The sequence below is a fragment of the Streptomyces sp. NPDC090088 genome, from assembly GCF_044747345.1.
In the GTDB taxonomy this organism is placed as follows: Bacteria; Actinomycetota; Actinomycetes; order Streptomycetales; family Streptomycetaceae; genus Streptomyces.
Map to the genome: position 1 here is coordinate 1,121,459 of NZ_JBIVDZ010000002.1, position 22,073 is coordinate 1,143,531.

The 22,073-nt window shown below is 70.4% G+C and carries 20 protein-coding genes and 4 pseudogenes; 12 read left to right on the plus strand and 12 right to left on the minus strand.

Features of this window, described 5'->3' with window-relative positions:
- Positions 1-119 precede the first annotated feature (119 nt).
- The 5 genes from atpA (at position 120) to ACIPSJ_RS13855 (ending at position 5,196) form a co-directional block, all read left to right on the plus strand.
- Complete coding sequence (gene atpA, locus ACIPSJ_RS13835; RefSeq protein WP_046730639.1) at positions 120-1,709, plus strand: F0F1 ATP synthase subunit alpha; 1,590 nt, start codon at positions 120-122, stop codon at positions 1,707-1,709.
- Positions 1,710-1,730: 21 nt separating this feature from the next.
- Complete coding sequence (locus ACIPSJ_RS13840; protein ID WP_401345697.1) at positions 1,731-2,675, plus strand: F0F1 ATP synthase subunit gamma; 945 nt, start codon at positions 1,731-1,733, stop codon at positions 2,673-2,675.
- On the plus strand, positions 2,675-4,111 hold the full coding sequence (gene atpD / locus ACIPSJ_RS13845) for a F0F1 ATP synthase subunit beta (protein WP_359220708.1): 1,437 nt from the start codon (positions 2,675-2,677) through the stop codon (positions 4,109-4,111). The genes ACIPSJ_RS13840 and atpD overlap by 1 nt, the downstream gene beginning before the upstream one ends.
- Positions 4,112-4,245: 134 nt before the next feature.
- A complete protein-coding gene (locus ACIPSJ_RS13850; protein WP_355721021.1) occupies positions 4,246-4,620 on the plus strand; it encodes a F0F1 ATP synthase subunit epsilon in 375 nt (124 codons plus the stop codon).
- Positions 4,621-4,749: 129 nt separating this feature from the next.
- Positions 4,750-5,196: a DUF2550 domain-containing protein gene (locus tag ACIPSJ_RS13855; protein ID WP_355721018.1), complete on the plus strand. Its 447-nt coding sequence runs from the start codon at positions 4,750-4,752 to the stop codon at positions 5,194-5,196.
- Positions 5,197-5,221: 25 nt separating this feature from the next.
- Here ACIPSJ_RS13855 and ACIPSJ_RS13860 read toward each other — a convergent pair whose 3' ends face one another.
- The gene (locus tag ACIPSJ_RS13860; protein WP_359220704.1) at positions 5,222-7,048 is read right to left on the minus strand and encodes a glycoside hydrolase family 18 chitinase; all 1,827 of its coding nucleotides are present in this window, start codon (positions 7,046-7,048) and stop codon (positions 5,222-5,224) included.
- A gap of 122 nt (positions 7,049-7,170) precedes the next feature.
- A pseudogene (locus ACIPSJ_RS13865) lies at positions 7,171-7,314 on the minus strand (LuxR C-terminal-related transcriptional regulator); the annotation flags it as partial.
- Positions 7,315-7,411: 97 nt separating this feature from the next.
- Here ACIPSJ_RS13865 and ACIPSJ_RS13870 point away from each other — a divergent pair.
- Positions 7,412-7,644 (plus strand): annotated as a pseudogene (locus ACIPSJ_RS13870) (hypothetical protein); the annotation flags it as partial.
- Here ACIPSJ_RS13870 and ACIPSJ_RS13875 read toward each other — a convergent pair.
- The 3 genes and pseudogenes from ACIPSJ_RS13875 to ACIPSJ_RS13885 form a co-directional block, all read right to left on the minus strand.
- Positions 7,645-8,217 carry a cob(I)yrinic acid a,c-diamide adenosyltransferase gene (locus ACIPSJ_RS13875; protein WP_359220701.1) on the minus strand — a complete coding sequence of 191 codons (573 nt, stop codon included), beginning with the start codon at positions 8,215-8,217 and terminating at the stop codon, positions 7,645-7,647.
- 13 nt (positions 8,218-8,230) lie between these two features.
- A pseudogene (locus ACIPSJ_RS13880) lies at positions 8,231-8,395 on the minus strand (ABC transporter permease); the annotation flags it as partial.
- A gap of 3 nt (positions 8,396-8,398) precedes the next feature.
- A pseudogene (locus tag ACIPSJ_RS13885) lies at positions 8,399-8,615 on the minus strand (ABC transporter ATP-binding protein); the annotation flags it as partial.
- Here ACIPSJ_RS13885 and ACIPSJ_RS13890 point away from each other — a divergent pair.
- From ACIPSJ_RS13890 to ACIPSJ_RS13905, 4 genes are all read left to right on the plus strand, one after another.
- Complete coding sequence (locus ACIPSJ_RS13890) at positions 8,520-9,047, plus strand: TetR/AcrR family transcriptional regulator (RefSeq protein ID WP_401345700.1); 528 nt, start codon at positions 8,520-8,522, stop codon at positions 9,045-9,047. The pseudogene ACIPSJ_RS13885 and the gene ACIPSJ_RS13890 sit on opposite strands and share 96 nt — an antisense overlap.
- Positions 9,048-9,198: 151 nt before the next feature.
- Positions 9,199-10,047, plus strand: a complete 849-nt coding sequence (locus ACIPSJ_RS13895; RefSeq protein WP_351321981.1) for a 3-hydroxyacyl-CoA dehydrogenase family protein — start codon at positions 9,199-9,201, stop codon at positions 10,045-10,047.
- Between the two features lie 186 nt (positions 10,048-10,233).
- Positions 10,234-10,557, plus strand: a complete 324-nt coding sequence (locus tag ACIPSJ_RS13900; protein WP_053753244.1) for an STAS domain-containing protein — start codon at positions 10,234-10,236, stop codon at positions 10,555-10,557.
- Between the two features lie 291 nt (positions 10,558-10,848).
- Positions 10,849-13,356 carry an ATP-binding protein gene (locus tag ACIPSJ_RS13905; protein WP_401345702.1) on the plus strand — a complete coding sequence of 836 codons (2,508 nt, stop codon included), beginning with the start codon at positions 10,849-10,851 and terminating at the stop codon, positions 13,354-13,356.
- Positions 13,357-13,753: 397 nt separating this feature from the next.
- Here ACIPSJ_RS13905 and nucS read toward each other — a convergent pair whose 3' ends face one another.
- Entirely contained in the window at positions 13,754-14,425 is a 672-nt protein-coding gene (nucS, locus tag ACIPSJ_RS13910) for an endonuclease NucS (protein WP_355721009.1), read from the minus strand.
- Positions 14,426-14,769: 344 nt separating this feature from the next.
- On the opposite strand from nucS, the gene ACIPSJ_RS13915 reads away from it, so the two are divergent.
- Positions 14,770-15,162 carry an SCO5389 family protein gene (locus ACIPSJ_RS13915; protein WP_355721006.1) on the plus strand — a complete coding sequence of 131 codons (393 nt, stop codon included), beginning with the start codon at positions 14,770-14,772 and terminating at the stop codon, positions 15,160-15,162.
- 103 nt (positions 15,163-15,265) lie between these two features.
- On the opposite strand, the gene ACIPSJ_RS13920 is transcribed toward ACIPSJ_RS13915, so the two are convergent.
- The gene (locus ACIPSJ_RS13920; RefSeq protein WP_355721004.1) at positions 15,266-16,294 is read right to left on the minus strand and encodes an LLM class flavin-dependent oxidoreductase; all 1,029 of its coding nucleotides are present in this window, start codon (positions 16,292-16,294) and stop codon (positions 15,266-15,268) included.
- Between the two features lie 222 nt (positions 16,295-16,516).
- On the opposite strand from ACIPSJ_RS13920, the gene ACIPSJ_RS13925 reads away from it, so the two are divergent.
- A complete protein-coding gene (locus ACIPSJ_RS13925; protein WP_359220689.1) occupies positions 16,517-16,858 on the plus strand; it encodes an ATP/GTP-binding protein in 342 nt (113 codons plus the stop codon).
- Positions 16,859-16,869: 11 nt separating this feature from the next.
- Here ACIPSJ_RS13925 and ACIPSJ_RS13930 read toward each other — a convergent pair whose 3' ends face one another.
- The 5 genes from ACIPSJ_RS13930 to ACIPSJ_RS13950 all read right to left on the minus strand — a co-directional run bounded on the left by ACIPSJ_RS13930 (position 16,870) and on the right by ACIPSJ_RS13950 (position 22,014).
- Positions 16,870-17,748, minus strand: a complete 879-nt coding sequence (locus tag ACIPSJ_RS13930; RefSeq protein WP_401345705.1) for an ABC transporter permease — start codon at positions 17,746-17,748, stop codon at positions 16,870-16,872.
- Positions 17,745-18,989 carry an ABC transporter ATP-binding protein gene (locus ACIPSJ_RS13935; protein ID WP_401345707.1) on the minus strand — a complete coding sequence of 415 codons (1,245 nt, stop codon included), beginning with the start codon at positions 18,987-18,989 and terminating at the stop codon, positions 17,745-17,747. Before ACIPSJ_RS13935 ends, ACIPSJ_RS13930 begins: the two co-directional genes overlap by 4 nt.
- A gap of 120 nt (positions 18,990-19,109) precedes the next feature.
- The gene (locus tag ACIPSJ_RS13940; RefSeq protein ID WP_359220682.1) at positions 19,110-19,886 is read right to left on the minus strand and encodes an ABC transporter permease; all 777 of its coding nucleotides are present in this window, start codon (positions 19,884-19,886) and stop codon (positions 19,110-19,112) included.
- 1 nt (position 19,887) lies between these two features.
- On the minus strand, positions 19,888-20,844 hold the full coding sequence (locus tag ACIPSJ_RS13945; RefSeq protein WP_359220679.1) for an ATP-binding cassette domain-containing protein: 957 nt from the start codon (positions 20,842-20,844) through the stop codon (positions 19,888-19,890).
- Between the two features lie 234 nt (positions 20,845-21,078).
- Positions 21,079-22,014 carry a cellulose-binding protein gene (locus tag ACIPSJ_RS13950; RefSeq protein WP_089098739.1) on the minus strand — a complete coding sequence of 312 codons (936 nt, stop codon included), beginning with the start codon at positions 22,012-22,014 and terminating at the stop codon, positions 21,079-21,081.
- Between the last annotated feature and the right edge of the window lie 59 nt (positions 22,015-22,073).

Below are 22,073 nucleotides of genomic sequence, written 5' to 3' on the forward strand. Positions count from 1 at the left end.
CTCAAGAGCAGTACGTACTTACGACGGCCCGGGTTGGGCCGTACAAGAAGAATCCTGGGGGTCGCCCCCAGACCCCCCAAGTGAAACTTCGGGCCCAACAAGGAGAGCAGGGAACCCAGATGGCGGAGCTCACGATCCGGCCGGAGGAGATCCGGGACGCGCTGGAGAACTTCGTCCAGTCGTACAAGCCGGACGCGGCCTCGCGCGAGGAGGTCGGTACGGTCACCCTTGCCGGCGACGGCATCGCGAAGGTCGAGGGTCTTCCCTCGGCCATGGCCAACGAACTGCTGAAGTTCGAGGACGGCACCCTCGGCCTCGCGCTGAACCTGGAAGAGCGCGAGATCGGCGCCATCGTCCTCGGTGAGTTCAGCGGCATCGAGGAGGGTCAGCCGGTGCAGCGCACCGGTGAGGTCCTCTCCGTCGCGGTGGGCGAGGGCTACCTCGGCCGCGTCGTCGACCCGCTCGGCAACCCGATCGACGGCCTCGGCGAGATCGAGACGTCCGGCCGCCGTGCCCTGGAGCTTCAGGCTCCCGGCGTCATGGCCCGTAAGTCGGTGCACGAGCCGATGGAGACCGGCTACAAGGCCGTCGACGCCATGACCCCGGTCGGCCGCGGCCAGCGTCAGCTGATCATCGGTGACCGCCAGACCGGCAAGACCGCCCTGGCCGTCGACACGATCATCAACCAGCGCGACAACTGGCGCTCGGGCGACCCGAAGAAGCAGGTCCGCTGCGTCTACGTCGCCATCGGCCAGAAGGGCTCGACCATCGCCTCCGTGCGTGGCGCCCTGGAAGAGGCCGGCGCGCTGGAGTACACGACCATCGTCGCCGCCCCGGCGTCCGACCCGGCCGGCTTCAAGTACCTGGCGCCGTACACGGGCTCGGCCATCGGCCAGCACTGGATGTACGACGGCAAGCACGTCCTCATCATCTTCGACGACCTCTCGAAGCAGGCCGACGCCTACCGCGCCGTGTCCCTGCTGCTGCGCCGCCCGCCGGGCCGTGAGGCCTACCCGGGTGACGTCTTCTACCTGCACTCCCGTCTGCTGGAGCGCTGCGCCAAGCTCTCCGACGACATGGGCGCCGGTTCGATGACCGGTCTGCCGATCGTCGAGACCAAGGCCAACGACGTCTCGGCGTTCATCCCGACCAACGTCATCTCCATCACCGACGGCCAGTGCTTCCTGGAGTCGGACCTGTTCAACGCCGGTCAGCGCCCCGCGCTGAACGTCGGTATCTCCGTCTCCCGAGTCGGCGGTTCCGCGCAGCACAAGGCGATGAAGCAGGTTTCCGGCCGCCTCCGTCTCGACCTCGCCCAGTACCGCGAGCTGGAGGCGTTCGCCGCCTTCGGTTCCGACCTGGACGCCGCGTCGAAGTCGCAGCTGGAGCGTGGCCAGCGTCTGGTCGAGCTGCTCAAGCAGGCTCAGTACCAGCCGATGTCCACCGAGGACCAGGTCGTCTCCGTGTGGGCCGGCACCACCGGCAAGATGGACGACGTCCCGGTCTCCGACATCCGCCGCTTCGAGAAGGAGCTGCTCGAGTACCTGCACCGCAAGGAGCAGGGACTCATGACCTCCATCAAGGAGGGCGGCAAGATGTCGGACGACACCCTCACCGCTGTTGCCGACGCGATCGCCGACTTCAAGAAGCAGTTCGAGACCTCGGACGGCAAGCTTCTCGGCGAGGACGCCCCGGCCGCGGCCAAGTGACGTAAGGAAGGGACCTGACTCATGGGAGCCCAGCTCCGGGTCTACAAGCGTCGCATCCGATCCGTCACCGCGACCAAGAAGATCACCAAGGCGATGGAGATGATCGCCGCCTCGCGTGTGGTCAAGGCGCAGCGCAAGGTGCGGGCCTCCGCGCCGTACGCGACCGAGCTCACCCGCGCGGTCACGGCGGTCGGTACCGGCTCGAACACCAAGCACCCGCTGACCACCGAGGCGGAGACGCCGACGCGTTCCGCGGTGCTGCTCCTCACGAGCGACCGCGGTCTCGCCGGTGCCTTCAACTCCAACGCCATCAAGGCCGCCGAGCAGCTGACGGCGCGCCTTGAGGCGGAGGGCAAGGAGGTCGACACGTACATCGTCGGCCGCCGCGGTCTGGCCCACTACAACTTCCGCGAGCGCAAGGTCGTGGAGTCGTGGTCGGGCTTCACCGACGAGCCCTCGTACGCGGACGCCAAGAAGGTCGCGGCCCCGCTGATCGAGGCCATCGAGACGGAGACGGCGGACGGCGGCGTGGACGAGCTCCACATCGTCTACACCGAGTTCGTGTCGATGATGACGCAGACGGCGCTCGGCGACCGGCTGCTGCCGCTGAGCCTCGACACAGTGACATCAGCGGCTGCCGCCGCGGGCACGGAGGCGGGCGCCGCCAAGGGCGACGAGATCCTCCCGCTGTACGACTTCGAGCCCTCGGCGGAGGACGTCCTCGACGCCCTGCTGCCGCGCTACGTGGAGAGCCGTATCTACAACGCGCTGCTCCAGTCGGCGGCTTCGAAGCACGCCGCCACGCGGCGCGCGATGAAGTCGGCCACCGACAACGCGGGCGAGCTGATCAACACGCTCTCCCGTCTTGCCAACGCGGCCCGCCAGGCCGAAATCACCCAGGAAATCAGCGAGATCGTCGGTGGCGCCAGCGCCCTGGCCGACGCGACCGCGGGGAGTGACCGATAATGACCACCACTGTTGAGACCGCGACGGCCACGGGCCGCGTCGCCCGGGTCATCGGCCCGGTCGTCGACGTGGAGTTCCCCGTCGACGCGATGCCGGACATCTACAACGCCCTTCACGTCGAGGTGGCCGACCCGGCCAACGCCGGCGAGAAGAAGACGCTGACCCTGGAGGTCGCCCAGCACCTGGGTGACGGCCTGGTCCGCACCATCTCCATGCAGCCCACCGACGGTCTGGTCCGCCAGGCCCCGGTCACCGACACCGGCGACGGCATCACCGTCCCGGTCGGCGACTTCACCAAGGGCAAGGTGTTCAACACCCTCGGTGAGGTGCTGAACGTCGACGAGCAGTACGAGGGCGAGCGCTGGTCCATCCACCGCAAGGCCCCGAACTTCGACGAGCTCGAGTCGAAGACCGAGATGTTCGAGACCGGCGTCAAGGTCATCGACCTTCTCACCCCGTACGTCAAGGGTGGAAAGATCGGTCTGTTCGGTGGTGCCGGCGTCGGCAAGACGGTGCTCATCCAGGAGATGATCTACCGCGTCGCCAACAACCACGACGGTGTCTCCGTGTTCGCCGGTGTCGGCGAGCGCACCCGTGAGGGCAACGACCTCATCGAGGAGATGGCCGACTCGGGCGTCATCGACAAGACCGCCCTGGTCTTCGGCCAGATGGACGAGCCCCCGGGCACCCGTCTGCGCGTCGCGCTGGCCGGCCTCACCATGGCCGAGTACTTCCGTGACGTCCAGAAGCAGGACGTGCTGTTCTTCATCGACAACATCTTCCGCTTCACGCAGGCCGGTTCCGAGGTCTCGACCCTGCTCGGCCGCATGCCCTCCGCGGTGGGCTACCAGCCGAACCTGGCCGACGAGATGGGTCTCCTCCAGGAGCGCATCACCTCGACCCGTGGTCACTCGATCACCTCGATGCAGGCGATCTACGTCCCCGCGGACGACCTGACCGACCCGGCCCCGGCCACCACCTTCGCCCACCTCGACGCGACGACGGTGCTCTCCCGTCCGATCTCCGAGAAGGGCATCTACCCGGCCGTGGACCCGCTGGACTCCACGTCCCGGATCCTGGACCCGCGCTACATCGCGGCGGACCACTACAACACCGCGATGCGCGTGAAGACGGTCCTCCAGAAGTACAAGGACCTCCAGGACATCATCGCGATCCTCGGTATCGACGAGCTGGGCGAGGAGGACAAGCTCACCGTCCACCGTGCCCGTCGCGTGGAGCGCTTCCTGTCCCAGAACACCCACGTCGCCAAGCAGTTCACCGGCGTCGACGGTTCGGACGTCCCGCTGGAGGAGTCGATCGCGGCCTTCAACGCGATCATCGACGGCGAGTACGACCACTTCCCGGAGCAGGCGTTCTTCCTGTGCGGTGGCATCGAGGACCTGAAGGCCAACGCCAAGGAGCTGGGCGTCTCCTGAACACCCTGAGTTCTCCGGAACTCCTTGTGTTCTTCGTGTGAGGGGGCGGGCGCGTCCCGCCCCCTCTCTCACGCCCCTTAGAATTGACCCCAACACCCGGCACCCCTGCCGGGTGGTGACCCGAGGAGCCACCCTTGGCTGCTGAGCTGCACGTCGAGCTCGTCGCCGCGGACCGCCAGGTCTGGTCCGGCGAGGCCACCCTGGTCGTCGCGCGCACCACGTCCGGCGACATCGGCGTCATGCCCGGTCACCAGCCGCTGCTCGGTGTGCTGGAGTCGGGCCCGGTGACCATCCGTACGAGTGAAGGTGGGACGGTCGTCGCCGCGGTGCACGGCGGTTTCGTCTCGTTCGCGGACAACAAGCTGTCGCTGCTGGCGGAGATCGCCGAGCTCTCGGACGAGATCGATGTCCAGCGCGTGGAGCGGGAGCTGGAGCGCGCGAAGGCGGAGGGCGACGCCACCGCCGAGCGGCGCGCCGACGTCCGCCTGCGGGCGGCGACCGCTCGCTGACACACTGCGCGTATGCGTTGACGTAACTCAGCCGCGGCTGGGACCGGAGCCATCCGGACCCAGCCGCGGCTGAGGTAGATCTGGGTCTTTTTACGTTCCATTACCTAGGAGACGGGGAGGTCGGTGCCGATGGTCCTCGCTCTGACTGTGGCCGGAATCGTGGTCGCGCTGGTGGTACTGGGACTTTTCCTCTTCGGCCTGCGCCGCAGACTGATCCAGCGCTCCGGCGGCACCTTCGACTGTTCCCTGCGCTGGGACGTCCCCGAGAAACCGGACGCCAGCGGAAAGGGCTGGAGCTACGGCGTGGCCCGCTACAACGGCGACAGCGTCGAGTGGTACCGCGTCTTCTCCTACGCCTACCGCCCCCGCCGGGTCCTGGAGCGGGCCCAGATCGAGGTGGCCGGCCGCCGCCTCCCCGAGGGCGAGGAGGAACTGGCGCTGCTCTCGGACGCCGTGATCCTCGCCTGTACCCATCGGGGCACCCGCCTCGAACTCGCGATGAGCGAAGACGCGCTGACCGGATTCCTCGCGTGGCTGGAAGCAGCCCCGCCCGGTCAGCGCGTCAACGTCGCTTAGTGGTGCTTTTTACCCGTGGTGCCTTTTACGACAGCCCGGAGTTGATGGCGCTCACCAGCTCGCCGTTGCTGGTGTCGCCGCTGAACTCCCAGAAGAACGCGCCGCCGAGGCCCTGGGTCTTGGCCCAGCTCATCTTCCCGGCGATGGTCGACGGGGTGTCGTACGACCACCAGTTGCTGCCGCAGTGCGCGTACGCGGTGCCCGCGACGGTGCCGGTGACCGGGCAGGACGTCTTGAGGACCTTGTAGTCCTCGATGCCCTGTTCGTAGGTGCCGGCCGCCGCGCCCGTGGCCGTACCGCCCGGCGCGTCCTGCGTCACGCCCGTCCAGCCGCGCCCGTAGAAGCCGATGCCGATCAGCAGCTTGCTCGCCGGTACGCCCTGCGCCTTGAACTTGGCCATCGCGTCGGCCGTGTCGAAGCCGGCGGTCGGGATGCCCGAGTACGAGGTGAGCGGGGAGTGCGGGGCCGTCGGCCCGGTGGTGGCCCAGGCGCCGAAGAAGTCGTACGACATCACGTTGTACCAGTCGACGTACTGGGAGGCGCCCGCGTAGTCGGTGGCGTCGATCTTGCCGCCGGCGGAGCCGTCGGCCGTGGTGGCCGCGGTGACCAGGTTGCCGGCACCGAACTTGGCGCGCAGTGCGGACATCAGGTTCTTGAAGGCCGCCGAGCCGCTGGTGTCGCAGCTCAGCCCGCAGGCGTTCGGGTACTCCCAGTCGATGTCGATGCCGTCGAAGACATCGGCCCAGCGCGGGTCCTCGACCAGGTTGTAGCAGGAGTTCGCGAAGGCGGTCGGGTTGGCCGCCGCCTGCGCGAAGCCGCCGGACCAGGTCCAGCCGCCGAAGGACCACAGGATCTTGATGTTCGGGTACTTGGCCTTCAGCTCGCGCAGCTGGTTGAAGTTGCCGGCCAGCGGCTGGTCCCAGGTGTCGGCGACACCGCTGACCGACTGGTCGGCGGTGAACGTCTTCTGGTAGTCGGCGTAGGCGTCACCGATCGCGCACTGGCCGTTCGTCACGTTGCCGAAGGCGTAGTTGATGTGCGTGATCTTCGCCGCCGAGCCGGACGTCACCAGGTTCTTGACCTGGTAGTTGCGGCCGTAGATGCCCCACTCGGTGAAGTAGCCGAGCTTGACCTTGGAGCCGGTGGTCGGGGGAGTGGTGGTGCCGCCGGTGGTGTGGACGGCGACCGCGCCGCTGACCGGTCCGGTCTGGTTCGCGGTGTCGCGGGCCTGGACCGTGTACGAGTAGTCGGTGCCGGCCGTGAGCCCCGTGTCGGTGTACGACGTGGTGGTCACGGTGGAGACGACCTTGCCGTCGCGCAGCACGTCGTAGTTCTTGACGCCGTTGTCGTCGGTGGCCGCGGACCAGGCGAGCTTGACCGAGGTGTCCGTGATGGACGACGCGGTCGGGGTGCCGGGCGCGGAGGGTGCCGCGTCACCGGGGACGGTGGTGCCGCCGTCGCAACTGGCGCCGTTGACCAGACAGTTGCCGGGCGAGCCGGAACCGGCGCCGTTGAAGCCGAAGGAGACGGAGCCGCCGGGGGCGATGGTGCCGTTGTAGGACTTGTTCTTGGCGGTCCAGTGGGTGCCGGAGGAGGTGACGTCCGCGTCCCACGCGGAGGTGACCGAGGTTCCGGAGGGGAAGTCCCACTCGACGGTCCAGGAACTGATGGAGGTGGTGCCGGTGTTCTTGACGGTCCAGCTGCCGCCGAAGCCGGTACCCCAGTCCGAGGACTTGGTGTACGTGGCCGTGGCGGACGTCGCGGCCTGGGCCGGGCTCGCGAGGCCGACCAGGCCGGCCAGGGGGAGCAACAGGGTCGCGAACCCCGCCGCGGCTCTGTGTCTGAAGCGCATGCTGCGCCTCCCTCTCTCGGGGATGACGTGGGCATGACTGAGCCTTCATGCCCATGGTGCCGAGAGAATAGAAAGGTCTGGACCACCGGTCAATAGGTCTGGACCACTTCTGTATACGGCGATCAGATCCCCAACTCCTGTGCCGGCACGGCCGCTTGCACCCGGCTGTGCGGCCCCGCCTTCGCCGGCAACCGGCTGACGTGGGTCTTCGCGGTGGCCTCGGCCAGGTCGAGGCGGACCGCGAACTCCGCGTCGGACATCCCCTCGGCTCCCGCACCGGCCGCGCCGCGAACTCGGCGATCAGCCGCCGCACCTCCGCCAGCCCCGCGCTCGCCGTCCTCCCGGATGACGCCGAGCGCGTCCCTGGCCGGCGCCCCGCGCCCTCCGGGGCCGGCCCGCTACGGCACGGCGCGCGCCCGCCACGAGGGCCGCCTGTGGGTGCGTACGGTCCTCATGGCGGCGGTCGCCTGCGCCCTGCTCCAGGGCGCCGCCCGGTACGTCGGCGACGGCGACACCTCGTCGCTGCGGACCTTCCGGTGGGCATCCACGGCCCGGTCGCGCCGGCGTACGTCGTGCGGCCGAGGAGGCGGCCCGCGTCAGCGCTCCCCGCCGGGGACCCACAGCACGTCCCCGACCTCCTTGTTGGCCGTGCGGGCCAGGATGAACAGGAGGTCCGACAGCCGGTTGAGGTAGGTCGCGGTCAGCGGGTTCATCACCTCTCCGTGCACCTCAAGGGCGGCCCACGTCGACCGCTCGGCCCGCCGGACGACCGTGCAGGCCTGGTGGAGCAGGGCCGCGCCCGGGGTGCCGCCCGGGAGGATGAAGGAACGGAGCTTCTCCAGGCGCTCGTTGAAGCGGTCGCAGTCCGCCTCCAGCTTGTCGACGTAGAACTGCTCGACCCGCAGCGGCGGGAACTCCGGGTTCTCCACCACGGGTGTGGACAGGTCCGCGCCGACGTCGAAGAGGTCGTTCTGCACCCGGGTGAGCACCGCGACGACCTCGTCCTCCAGACCGCCCAGCGCGATCGCCGTCCCGATCACCGCGTTCGCCTCGTTGGCGTCCGCGTACGCCGAGATCCGCAGATCGGTCTTGGCGACCCGGCTCATGTCCCCGAGGGCGGTGCTGCCCTGGTCGCCGGTCCTGGTGTAGATGCGCGTCAGATTGACCATGTGACCAGCGTAGTTACGCGCCCGCCGTACGGAAGACGCGTGTGCCCACTGTCACGGCCGGTGTCGCGAAGGTGACGGCGACCAGGGCGCCGTGGAGCATGTGCGCGCTCGTGTACGAGCCCGCGCAGGCGTCCCGGACGGCGTCCGTCAGGTAGCGGAACGGAACCAGGTGGGAGAGCGCCCGCACCGGGACCTGCGGGCCGACGCCGCCGGATCGGGCGGCGTGACCGCGGACGCGGCGCACTCCGGCCGGGTCGGCGGCCGGCCCCGTTCGGGCCGAGGAAGCCGAGGATCTCGCGCTCGTGGACGGTGAGGTCGACACCGCGCACGGCCGCCACCGGGCCGCGCCTGGTCGGGAAGGTGCGGGCCGGTCCGGCCCCGCCGGCGACTGCGTCCACGACTGCTTCCCGGCCAGGGAGGACCTCTTCCTCGGCCGTTCCGCCGGGCTGGCCGACCGGCCGGCCGGCTGGGTGCGCGGCCGCCGCGAGGGGGAGTCGGCCGCCGTCGCCGTGCTGCGGGAGCTGCGGGGTGAGGTGGAGGCGGTCTCGCCGCGGATCGGGCTGATGTCCGGCTGTGCCAGGTTCCTGCGGATCATCCATGAGGCGCCCGCGCTGCGCGAGGAGACCGGCGCCGCCGTCGGCGACCCGATGCCGGAGCTGATCGCCGGTCGGCCCAACCGGTTGCACAACTCGGTCATGGCGGTCATCAGGCGCGAAATGGTCAAGGGGTGTGATCCGCGCGAAGTGTCACGAGAGGTACCGGCCCTTCTCGGCGACATCGAGGACCTGTTGAGCGGGAAGGTCCTCAACTGCGCCGTGCGTGGCGCGTAATGAGCGGTGCCGCCGGTCTCCTCTGACGGGACGTGACGGTTGTCTCACCCCCTGAGACCGTGACACGCATTACTTACCGGGTTGCCCGGCCCCCGACGAGCGCTAGGGTCCGCCCAAGAGCCATACCTAAACAGCGTGTAAGGGGAGCGGAGTGGCACGGAAGCTTGCCGTCATCGGTGCCGGCCTGATGGGTTCCGGCATCGCCCAGGTCGCCGCACAGGCCGGCTGGGACGTGGTCCTGCGTGACGTCACCGACGAGGCGCTGGACCGTGCCGTCGGCGGTATCCAGGCCTCGTACGACAAGTTCGTGAGCAAGGGGAAGCTGGAGGCGCACGACGCCGACGCGGCCCTGGCCCGCATCACCACGACCACCGACCTGGACGCCGTCGCCGACGCGGACATCGTGGTTGAGGCGGTCTTCGAGAAGCTGGAGGTCAAGCACGAGATCTTCCGCGCGCTCGACAAGATCGTGCGCCCGGACGCCGTGCTCGCCTCCAACACCTCCGCCATCCCGATCACCAAGATCGCGGCGGCCACCGAGCACCCCGAACGGGTCGTCGGTGTCCACTTCTTCTCGCCGGTGCCGATGATGCAGCTCGTCGAACTGGTCCGCGGTTACAAGACCAGCGACGAAACCCTCGCCACCGCGCGGGAGTTCGCCGAGTCCACCGGCAAGACCTGCATCGTGGTCAACCGGGACGTCGCCGGCTTCGTGACGACCCGGCTGATCTCGGCGCTCGTCGTCGAGGCCACCAAGCTGTACGAGTCGGGCGTCGCCACCGCCGAGGACATCGACCTGGCCTGCAAGCTGGGCTTCGGTCACGCCATGGGCCCGCTGGCCACGGCCGACCTCACCGGCGTCGACATCCTGCTGCACGCCACCGGCAACATCTACACCGAGTCGCAGGACGAGAAGTTCGCCCCGCCGGAGCTGATGCGCCGGATGGTTGACGCCGGTGACATCGGACGCAAGAGCGGGCAGGGCTTCTACACGTACTGAAACATCAGTGCGTACAGCCCCTGACCGCCACTGAAAGCGCACAAGCCCTGGGGCTTTCACCCCAGGGGGTGAATTCGGTATCGGTTCGCTTACAAATGGCAACCTCTGGCCGCCGAACGCAGTCAGAGGTTGCATCACCGGACATCACATTTCACGGAGTAGGACACGCACTCTCGGGGAGCGCATATGTACATCAGGGGCGACCACGCCGAGCTGGTCGTCGGGGGCCGCCTCGACGTACGCAGCGCGGCGGACGCCCGTACGGTCCTGCACACGGCCGTCGACGACGGAGTCGGCGATCTGGTGCTGGACCTGTCCGAGCTGGACTCCTGGGACGCCACCGGACTCGGGGTGATCATGGGGGCCCACCGGCGGGCCGGCCGCTGCGGCCGCCGCCTGGTGCTGCGCGGTGTGCCACCGCAGATGCAGCGCCTGCTGGTGGCCACCCGGCTGCACCGGATCCTGGCGATCGAGGGGGGCATCGGGGTGGAGTCACTGCCCCGGGTGTGACACCGGGACGGGCCGTGCGGTGGTGATCCGGTGTGCACCGGGCGACGGGGGTGACCCGGACGGACCGCGCACAAGCGCATGTCAGACGCAATCCTCACGAGACTGTGATGTCCCGGACGGCGCGGTACCCCGGACTGTCGTAGATACTGTGCCAAGGTTTAAGGTTCGGTCGCCCGCCGCCCTTGCCACCCTTCGAGCGCGGGCCCGGACCAGAAGCGACAGCGCGGTGTGCAACAGGCCGGGAGGGGCCGGAATTCACGGCACACGACGCTTTTGGGGGGCTAGGAACCTATGGACCCGATCAACCCGGGACCCGAGGGGTACGGCCAGGACGGTGACGGCAGCACGCCGCGCCAGCGCCCGCCCAGGGAATCCCTCACCAACGACTTCGGCCAGAGCACGCCGGCCACGGCCCGCACGGCCCGGCTGGTCTCCGGCGACTTCCTGCTGACCGTCAACCCGGTCGACGGGAGCGAGATAGAACCCTGCCCCCCGGCCGAGCGCCCCGCCAGACCGGAGAAGCGCACCGCCGACGAGCGCGCCGAGTACGAGCGTGCCGCCCGGCCGCCGGTACCGCCCGGCCCCGTCCAGCCCGAACTGCACCTCCTGGAGCGCCAGGACGACCGCGAGCGTCTCGTACGGCTCCTCGCCCGCGGCCGCTCCGTCCGGCTCACCGGCCCCGCCGGCTCCGGCCGCACCGCGCTGCTCGACCTGGTCGCCGACGACTGCTCCGACCTCGCCCCCGACGGCGTGGTCCGCCTCAGCGGCTTCCACCGCACCTCGGACGACCTGCTCCACGACCTCTTCTACGCCGTCTACAAGGCGCCCGGGCACCGCCCCGACCACGACGAACTCCTCGGACTGGTCCGGGACATCGGCGCCGTCGTCGTCCTCGACGACATCGAGTTCGGCGGCGCCGGACTCGACGAGCTGATCGACGCCACCCCCGAGTGCGCGTTCCTGATCGGCGCCACCCCGGAGGTACCGGCGCCGTCCGCCGACTCCGCCGTCGAGGAGGTCTTCCTCAGCGGCCTGGAGCGGGCCGGGGGCGTGGACATCCTGGAGCGCGCGGTCGGCCGGGTGCTCACCGAGGAGGAGGCCAACTGGGCCGGCGACCTCTGGTTCGAGTCCGAGGGCCTGCCGCTGCGGTTCGTCCAGGCCGGCTCGCTGCTGCGGCAGCGGGACCAGCTGCGGGCCAGCACCGGCGCCGTCGACGAGCTGGGGGTCTTCCAGGACGCCATCCCGGTCGACGCGCCCTTCGACGCCGAGGCCACCGACGAGGTCCCGCTCCCGTCCCTCGGCGAGGCCGCCGCGCCCGCCCCGCTGCTCGCCGCCCGGCTGAGCACCTCGGCCCGGGCCACCCTGCGCTTCGCCGTCGCCCTCGGCGGCGAGGTGCCGCACCAGGCCCACCTCCCCGCGCTCGTCGGGGACACCCACGCGGACGCCGCTCTCGGCGAACTGGCGGCCTGCGGGCTGGTCTCCCCGGTGGGTTCCCGCTACCGGCTCGCCGCGGGCGTCCTGCAGCAGCTGGAGGCCGCCGGCTACGGCGATGACACCTCGGCCCGGGCGCTCACCGCCGCCCAGCACTACGCCTGGTGGGCCGGGCACCCGTCGGTCACCCCCGAGCGGGTCTGCGCGGAGGCCGACGCGATCCTCGCCGCTCTCACGGTCCTGGTCCCCGACACCGTGCCCCCGGGCGAGGACGAGGAGTCCACGCCCGTACGACTGGCCCGCACGGCCGCGCCCGCGTTCGCGGCGGGGCTGCACTGGAGCGCCTGGGAGCGGGCGCTGCGGGCCGGCGCCGAGGCCTCCCGGCTCGCCGGGGAGGTGGGCGAACAGGCCTACTTCCACCACGAGCTGGGCATCCTCGCGCTCTGCGGCGACCAGCTGGACCGGGCCCGGGCGGAACTGGAGGCCTCGATCGGCCTGCGCGGCGCCCTCTCCGACAAGCGGGGCACGACGGCGGGCCGGCGCGCGCTGGCCCTGGTCGCCGACCGCTCCGGCGAGGTGCTGCCGCTCCTCGCCGCGATGGCGGGCGACGAGATCCCCGACGCCCGCCACGAGGAGTCCATATCCCCGGCGGGCGGCGTCACGACGCCCTTCCCGGCCGTCCACTCCCCGGTCTCGGAGACCCTGATCACCCACCGGGTCCCGGCGCAGCCGGCGCCGGCCCAGGGCAACGGCCTGGTGCGGATGGCCCGCCGCAACCTGGTGGCGGTCGGCGCGGGCGTGCTCCTCACCGCGGTCCTCGGCACGGTGGTGGGGCTGGGCATGACCTCCCACGACAACGCCGACGACCCGGCCAACAACGTCAGCGTCAACCCGTCGGCGAGCGAGGGCACGGGCGACGGCAGCCTCGGCGCCGACCCCAAGCAGAGTTCCGGCACCGGCGACTCCGGCACCACCTCGGCCAAGCCGACGGACCCGGGCCCCGACGGCACCCTCGGCACCTCGGACGACCCGACCCCGCCCACGGACACGGTGACTCCGTCGGACACGCCGTCGGGCACGAAGGGCACGTCCGGCGGGGGAACCCCGAGCACGTCCAGCAAGCCGACGACGAGCAAGCCGACGTCTCCGACGACCCCGGGGTCGCCTTCGACCGGTACACCGAGCGGCGGGTCCACGACGACGGCTCCCCCGACGGGCGGCTCCACGGCCCCCAGCGACAGCGCGGACCCCACGCCGACCGACGCCTCCAACTCGGCCAGCGGCCCGGTCTCCGACTCCCCGTCGGTCACCACGTCGAGCGCATCGGAAGGCACCAGCCCGGGCACATCCACCGGCACGGTCATCTGAGCCACGACCGAGGGCCGGTCTCCCACACGGAGACCGGCCCTCAGCCGTGCCCGGCACTCGCCACCGGCCTGAGCGGCGCTCGGCACCGCCGGTCCGCGCCGTCGTGGCGGAGCGCCGTCGCGGCGGATCGAATGGGGGCCGCATCTACGGCGGCAGCCCCATCGAACGGGGGCTGTCCGACGTCGGCTGCCGCATCGAACGGGGGCCAGCTGCCTCGGCAGCTGCAGCCTCACTGAACAGGGCCATGCCGAGGCGTGAGCCTCGTGGAACGGGGGCTGTCCCGGCGGCGGTTGCCGCATCGAACGGGGGCCGCCCCTGGGGGCGGGAGTGCCGTTGAGCGGGGCCGTGCCGGGGCGGCGGCCTCATTGGGCGGGGGGCGCCCGATGGCGGTTGTCCGTCAGAACAGGCGCAGTTTGTCGTCCTCGATGCCGCGGAGGGCGTCGTAGTCGAGGATGGTGCAGCCGATGCCGCGGTCGGTGGCGAGGACCTTGGCCTGGGGCTTGATCTCCTGGGCGGCGAAGATGCCGCGGACGGGGGCGAGATGGGGGTCGCGGTTGAGGAGTTCGAGGTAGCGGGTGAGCTGTTCGACGCCGTCGATCTCACCCCGGCGCTTGATCTCGATCGCGACGGTCTGGCCCTCGGCGTCGCGGCAGAGGATGTCCACCGGGCCGATCGCCGTCATGTACTCGCGGCGGATGAGGGTGTAGCCGTCGCCGAGGGTCTCGATGCGGTCGGCCAGCAGCTCCTGCAGGTGCGCTTCCACGCCGTCCTTGATGAGGCCCGGGTCGACGCCCAGCTCGTGCGAGGAGTCGTGCAGGACCTCCTCCATCGTGATGATGAGCTTCTCGCCCGCCTTGTTGATGACGGTCCAGACGCCCTCCTCGTCACCGGCCCCCTCCTTGAGCGTGCACGGCGGCGACATCCAGTTGAGGGGCTTGTAGGCCCGGTCGTCGGCGTGGATGGAGACGCTGCCGTCCGCCTTGACCAGGATCAGGCGGGGAGCCGAGGGAAGGTGGGCGGTGAGCCGGCCGGCGTAGTCGACGGAGCACCGGGCGATGACGAGACGCATGGTCGGCAACGCTACTCGACGCCCCACCCCTCACGCGATTCGCCCACCCGTCTCCCGCCACCACCCTCAACCGAGGCCCTCCGGGCCGCCCCTCTTGAACACCAAACCCGACCAGGCCCCCCACCGACCGCTGCTGCTGGGTCGTCTGAACACCCCTGTTCAAACCTGGCCGATTGTGTGCCTAAAGGGACCGTCGCATATACGCAATCTCCTGGTGGGGTCACCGTCCGTTGCCTACCGTAGTAAACGGGAGGTCGCGATGTGTGTACTCAGCGTGTTCGGTATCGCGAACTCCCTTACCTGTCCGGCAACCCCCGCTGTCCGGGGGTGCGAGAGGAGAACCCATGTCGCTCGACGTCTCACCGGCCCTACTCGAACAGGCCGAGCGAGGCGAGGTCGACGAAGCAGAATTCGTCGACTGCGTCCGGACCTCCCTGCCCTACGCGTGGGAGATGATCAGCTCCCTGGTGGCCCAGCTGAAGGTGGACGGCGGAGCCTTCGCCGACAACCAGACGCCTCCGCCGGACGAGCAGGCACGCGGTCAGCTGCTGCGTGCGCTCGCGAGTGACGCCATACGCGGCGCCCTGCAGCGGCACTTCGGTGTGCGGCTGGCCTTCCAGAACTGCCACCGGGTTGCGGTGTTCCCGCTGGACGCCTCGGTCGACGAGACGCTGGCCCGCTTCACCTCGGTGCGCAGTCAGTTGCTGAACCAGTCCCCGGAGCTCCGGGACTGCTGACGCGGAGCTCCGGTACTGCTGACGCAGTGAGCCGCTTGCTTGCCGCTCCACACGCGGGAGGTGCATCAGTCACTGGGGCGGCAAGCTCTCCGCGGCACCGCGGTCACCGGAGGTGCGGCAGTACCTCGGCACCCAGCCGTCGTACGTTCTCCTCGGTGGCCGCGAGGTCTCCCGAGCCTTCGGTCAGCAGGGCGAAGCGGGAGATGCCGGTGCGCTCCGAGGTCGCGGCGAGCCGGTCGGCACAGAGCCGCGGGGTGCCCACCGGGTGCAGCCCGCAGAGCAGTTCGGTGTACGCGAGCGGGTCTCGCATCGAACGGAACCGGCCGTCCACGGTCACATGGGCCTCCAGGCCCTGCTTCAGCCAGCCCGGCATCGCCTTGGTGAGCGTCTCCACCGCCTCCGTGCGCCGGTCGGCGATCTGGCAGACGCCGGCCGAGACATGGGCCGCGCCGGAGATCTCCTCGCCCGGCCGCCCGGCCGCCCGCGCGTACTGCCGCCACAGGGCGACCATCTCGGCCTTCTCCTCGTCCCCGACGTGCATCCCGAGCAGCATCGGCAGCCCCTGCTCGGCGGCCAGGCGGACGCTCGCCTGCGAGGTGCAGGCGACCACGACCTCCGGCCCCGGCACCTCCGTCAGCGCCTCCGAGGGGCGCGGCACGACCGGGACCTCACGGAACGAGAAGCGCGGGCCCGAGGCCGACACGGCCGGCTCGCGCAGCCAGCGCATCAGCAGATCGAGTGATTCGGGGAAGCCGCGTTCGTACGCCTCCAGTCCGGATCCGAACACCTCCAGATCCACCCAGGGCCCGCCCCGGCCCACGCCCAGGGTGAAGCGGCCGCCGCTCGTCACGTGCAGCAGCGCGGCCTGTTCGCCGAGTGCCACCGGGTGGACCGTGGGCAGTACGCTGACCGCCGTACCGACCCGGAGGCGCTGGGTGCGGCCCAGCAGTAAAGCCGCCAGCGTGACCGCCGACGGGCAGGTGCCGTACGGCACGAAGTGGTGCTCGGCCAGCCAGACCGCGTCCAGCCCGGCCTCCTCGGCCACCTCCGCCGTGCGCACCGCCCGGTGCAGGGCCTCCCCCTGGCCCTGGCCCGGGAACTGGGCCGCCAGCACAAAACTTCCTACGTGCATCGCATTTCCTGCTTTCCTGGCTCCGACCCGGAGCTCCCCCTCCCGGCATAACCGTCTGACACGTGCCGAGGACACGGCCTGGCGAAGAGATTTGCGGATTGTCTGGAGAATGGGTCGCCCTGGAGGGGGACTTGTGGGGGTTGGTGCCCTACGCGTACCCCCGTGCGCGCGTCGTAGGCTGGACGCAGCCCTTGCTTCCTGTATAGCCCCGAGAGGTGTTCCGTGTCCCCGCGTCGCAACCGACCCCAGGGCCCGAATGGAGCCTCCTCCTCCGGCCGGAGCTCCGAGGACGACCGCGCGGACCGGTACGGCGGCTGGCAGTCCACGGAGGACTGGCAGGGCGAGGAGTGGAACGTACGGCATGTGGCGGGCGCCAGCGCGGTCGGCAAGACGTACCGCTGCCCGGGCTGCGACCAGGTGATCCCCTCCGGCGTCCCGCACGTGGTGGCCTGGCCCGAGCACTCGGGCGTGGACGAGCGCCGGCACTGGCACAAGGCCTGCTGGAACGCGAAGGACCGCCGCACCACGCGGGTGCGGCGGTCCGGTAACGCGCCGAAGTTCTGAGAGCCGTACGGCTACACGTCCCGCTTCTCCAGCAGCGCGCAGGCGCCCGCGAACACGACGGCCGTCACGCCCAGGATGATCCACAGCGGGTCCCAGCCCGAAGGGCCGTCCTGGCTGAGCGAGTTGGAGTAGAAGATGCTCATCTGGTTCGGGATCGAGTACTGGAACAGCGCCGTGCGCACCTTCTCCAGCGACGACGAGAACATGAACAGCGCGATCACCAGCGGGGCGAGCACCGCGCCGATCATGATGGTGATGGCGCCCGCCGAGTGCCGGATGACCGAGCCGATGAGCAGGGCGAGCAGCCCGAGCAGCGCGATGTAGAGGCTGACGCCGACGGTCGCCTTCAGCCATTCCCCGCCGGTCGGCGTCCGGGCGTTGTCGCCCAGGATCGACACCTGTGTCATGGCCACGAACGAACTGGCCGCGAGGGTGATCACGAAGGCGACCGCGAAGAAGACGATCGACTTCGCGGTGAGCACCCGCAGCCGGGACGGGCAGGCGACCGTCGTCGTGCGGATCATGCCGGTGCCGTACTCGGAAGCCGTGGTCAGCACGCCCAGCGTGATGACGCAGATGGAGCCGAGCAGCAGTCCGAAGAAGCCCAGGGACAGGGCGTTCTCCCCGCCGAGGTCCTCGGCGGAGGAGCCGCTGACCACCGCGGCGGCGAGCAGGCCGATGCCGACGACGAGCAGGACGAACACGCCGAGCGTCCACATCGTCGAGCGCACCGACCGGATCTTCGTCCACTCGGAGGAGATCGCGTGCCCGAGGTGGGTGCGCACCACCGGGATCGGCGAGGTGTAGCCGGGGTACGGACCGCCGGGCGCCGCCTGCCAGTCGGGCGCGGCCGGGGTCGCCTGCGGCATCGGGGGCTGGTGGGTGCTCATCGGGCGTCCTCGGGCTTGGTCAGGTCGGCGGGGGCGGAGGCGGGCGCGGCGGGGGCCGTGGAGGGCGCGGAGACCGGCTGTGACGATTCGGCGGCGGGCGCCGGGGCGGGCGCGGGCGCCGGGGCCGCGTAGGGGTTGTACGGCCCCTGCGGAGCGCCGTAGGGCCCCGCGGGCGCCCCCTGCGCCCCGTACGGGTTCGTGAACGGGGCGCCGCCCTGCTGGGGCGGCGGCGGGGCGTACCAGCCCGGCTGGCCCTGCCCGGGCACCGGCATGGGCGGCTGGGCGCCCGGCGGCAGCGGCTGCTGGAGACCGGCCTTCTGGTCGATGCTGGACCGGTAGTCGACGGCGCCCTGGGTCATCCGCATGTACGCCTCCTCGAGCGAGGCCTGGTGCGGGGAGAGCTCCCACAGCCGTACGTCCGCCTCGTGCGCGAGGTCGGAGATGCGGGGCAGCGGCAGGCCGGTCACCCGCAGCGCGCCGTCCTGCTCGGGCAGCACATGGCCGCCGGCCTCGGTCAGCGCCGAGCTGAGCTTCTCGCGCTGCTGGGGCTCGGTGTCCGGGGTGCGCACCCGCGCGAAGTCGGCCGAGTTGGCCGAGATGAAGTCCGTCACACTCATGTCGGCCAGCAGCTGGCCGCGCCCGATGACGATCAGGTGGTCGGCGGTCAGCGCCATCTCGCTCATCAGATGCGAGGAGACGAAGACCGTACGGCCCTCGGCGGCCAGCGACCTCATCAGGTTGCGCACCCAGAGGATGCCCTCGGGGTCGAGGCCGTTGACCGGCTCGTCGAAGAGCAGCACCTGGGGGTCGCCGAGCAGCGCGGCGGCGATGCCGAGCCGCTGGCCCATACCGAGCGAGAAGCCCTTGGAGCGCTTTCCCGCCACGTCCTGCAGACCGACGACCCCGAGCACCTCGTCGACCCGGCGGGCCGGGATGGCGGACAGCTGGGCCAGGGAGAGCAGGTGGTTGCGTGCGGAGCGGCCGCCGTGCACCGCCTTGGCGTCGAGCAGCGCGCCGACCTGGCGGGCGGCGTTGGGCAGCCTGCGGTACGGGTAGCCGCCGATGGTGACGGAACCGGCGGTCGGGTTGTCCAGACCCAGGATCATCCGCATGGTCGTCGACTTGCCCGAGCCGTTGGGCCCGAGGAAGCCGGTGACGGCTCCCGGCCGTACCTGGAAGGAAAGGTTGTAGACGGCGGTCTTGTCGCCGTAGCGCTTGGTCAGGCCGACAGCCTCGATCATGCTCCGCACCCATCGAAAGGATCAGGACAGCAGGGCAGACGCCCCCGTAAGGGTTAGGAGGATATCCGGGCGCTGACGGTTCCCATCAAGAGCTGGCAAAGCCGGGCGGTACCGATCAGGTCACTGGGCGTCCCGTTTCTTCAGCAGGACATAGCCACCGGCCAGCGCGGCGATCACCCACAGCCCCATGATCCCGAGGCCGCCCCACGGCCCGTACGGGACGTCGTCCCCGACCCTGGGCACCACCTGCATGATGTGGCTGCCCGCCTGGTCCGGCAGGAACCGGCCGATCTTCTTGGTCGCGTCGACGTTGCCGAGGATGTTGGAGATCAGGAAGAAGAACGGCATCAGGATGCCCAGCGACAGCATCGGCGAGCGCAGCATCGCGGCCACGCCCATGGAGAACACCGCGATCAGCGTCATGTAGAGCCCGCCGCCGATGACCGCGCGCAGCACCCCCGGGTCGCCGAGGTACGCCCGGTGCGAGCCGAGCATCGCCTGCCCGAGGAAGAAGGCCGCGAAGCTGGTGACCATGCCGGCCGCCAGGGCCAGCGCCGCCGCCACCCCGATCTTGCTGAACAGGAAGGTGGCCCGCTGCGGCACGGCGGCCAGCGAGGTCCTGATCATCCCGGTGCTGTACTCGTTCGAGACGACCAGCACCCCGAACACGATCATCGCCAGCTGGCCGAGGGTCATCCCGGCGAAGCTGATGTTCGTGGGGTCGAAGGAGACCCGCTCACGCACGGGCATGTTGCCGAACGCGTGGTTCGCCAGCGCGGAGAGCAGCATCCCGAGGGCCACGGAGACGACCACGGCCAGGGACAGCGTCCACACGGTGGAGGCGACGGACCGGATCTTGGTCCACTCGGACCGCACGGCCTGGGTGACGACCGCCATGTCACGCCCCCTTGTCCCAGCCGGTGCCCCAGGCCTGCGGCACCGGGGGCGAATCGGTGTGCGCGTGGTACTCCACGGACTCCGCCGTCAACTGCATGAACGCCTCCTCCAGCGAGGCCTGCTGGATGCTCAGCTCGTGCAGCACGATCCCGTTCTGCGCGGCCAGCTCCCCGATCGGTTCGGCCTTCCCGCCCTCCACCTCCAGCGCCCCGGTCCCCGTCTCCACGACGGTGATCCCGGCCCCGTGCAGCACGTCGAGCAGCCGCTCGCGCTGGGGGGAGCGGACCCGGACGTACGAGCGTGAGTTGGCCCGGATGAAATCGGCCATGGAGGTGTCGGCGAGCAGCCGTCCCTGCCCGATGACCACGAGGTGCTCGGCGGTCAGCGCCATCTCGCTCATGAGGTGACTCGACACGAACACGGTCCGGCCCTGCGCGGCGAGCGACTTCATCAGGGTCCGGATCCAGTGGATCCCCTCCGGGTCGAGCCCGTTCACCGGCTCGTCGAACATCAGGATCCGGGGATCGCCCAGCAGCGCCCCGGCGATCCCCAGCCGCTGCCCCATCCCCAGCGAGAACCCCTTGGCCTTCTTCCGTGCCACGGCCGTGAGCCCGACGGTGTCGAGCACCTCGGCCACCCGGCTCTTCTCGATCCCGTTGCTCTGCGCGAGGCACAGCAGATGGTTGAAGGCACTGCGCCCGCCGTGCACGGCCTTGGCGTCGAGCAGCGCGCCGATGTACGTCAACGGGTCCTTGAGCTGCTCGTACCGCTTGCCGTCGATCCGCACGTCGCCGGCCGTCGGGTGGTCCAGCCCGAGGATCATCCGCATGGTGGTGGACTTCCCCGCACCGTTCGGCCCGAGGAACCCGGTCACGATGCCGGGCCGGACGGCGAACGTGAGGTGGTCGACCGCCGTCTTGTCGCCGTACCGCTTCGTCAGGCCCTCCAGCTCGATCATGCGGCCACGCTAAGACGGGGGTGCAGGGGGTGCCACCCGAGGCCTTCGGCCGGGTTCGGGTCGTGTGTGGTTGCTCGCGCAGTTCCCCGCGCCACTAAAGGGGCGCCTGCTGCAGCGCCCCTTTTCTTTTAGGGGCGCGGGGAACTGCGCGACCAGCCCCCACCGGCCCGCAGCCGAACGACGAAGGCCCGCACCCCCCGAAGGAGATACGGGCCCCTGATGTCGCGCTAGCGGTTACCGGGACTGCTGCGCCGGAACCCCACGGGAGATCGGCTCGTCCTCGGCCGGCGAGCTGGCGGCGGCCACGGCCGCGCCCGTCAGCGTCGCCAGCATCTCGCGGACGTTCGTCAGCTGGGCGTTGATCGAGTCGCGGCGGTTGGTCAGCGCGGCGAGCTCACGCTCCGATTCCGAACGGATCCGGTCGGCCTTGGCGTTCGCGTCGGCGACGATGTCCTCGGCCTGGCGCTGAGCCGTCTCGACGGTCTGACGCGCCCGGCGCTCGGCGTCGGTGCGCAGCTTCTCCGCCTCCAGCCGGAGCTGCTCCGCGCGGTGCTCGATCTCCGCGAGGCGCTTCTCGGCCTTCTGCTGGCGGGACGCCAGGTCGCGCTCGGACTGCTCGCGGCGCTTGGCGAGGTTCGTCTCGAAGTCGGCGGCGGCCTGCGCGGCCTTCGCACGGGTCTCCTCGAAGAGGGCGTCCGCCTCCTCGCGCTTGGACTGCGCGTCCTTCTGGGCCTCGGAGCGCAGCTGCGACGCGTCGCTCTTGGCCTTCTCGACGATCCGGACGCCCTCGTCCTCGGCCTTGGCCTTGCGCTCCGCAGCGAACGATTCTGCGTCGTTGCGCACCTGCTGGGCCGCCGACTCGGCGAGCTCACGGTGCTGCTCGGCGGCGCGACGGGCCTCCTCGCGCAGGTCCTTCGCCTCCTCCTCGGCGAGGCGGAGGATCTTCTCGACACGCGCGCCGAGGCCGGCGTACGACGGCTCCGCGTCGGTTACCTGAGCCTGGGCGTTCTGCGTCTCGAGGTGGAGCTCCTCGATGCGCTTTTCCAGAGCGGTGATGCGGGCGAGAGCGCTGTCACGGTCGGAGACGAGCTTGGAGATCCGTTCGTCCACCTGAGCGCGGTCGTACCCACGCCGCACTAGCTCGAAGCCGTAGGGGGAAGTGTCGCTCATGGGGTTCCTGTCGAAAGAGACCGGTGAGGTGATAGGGGGAATCCTAGGGGCCGAAGCGG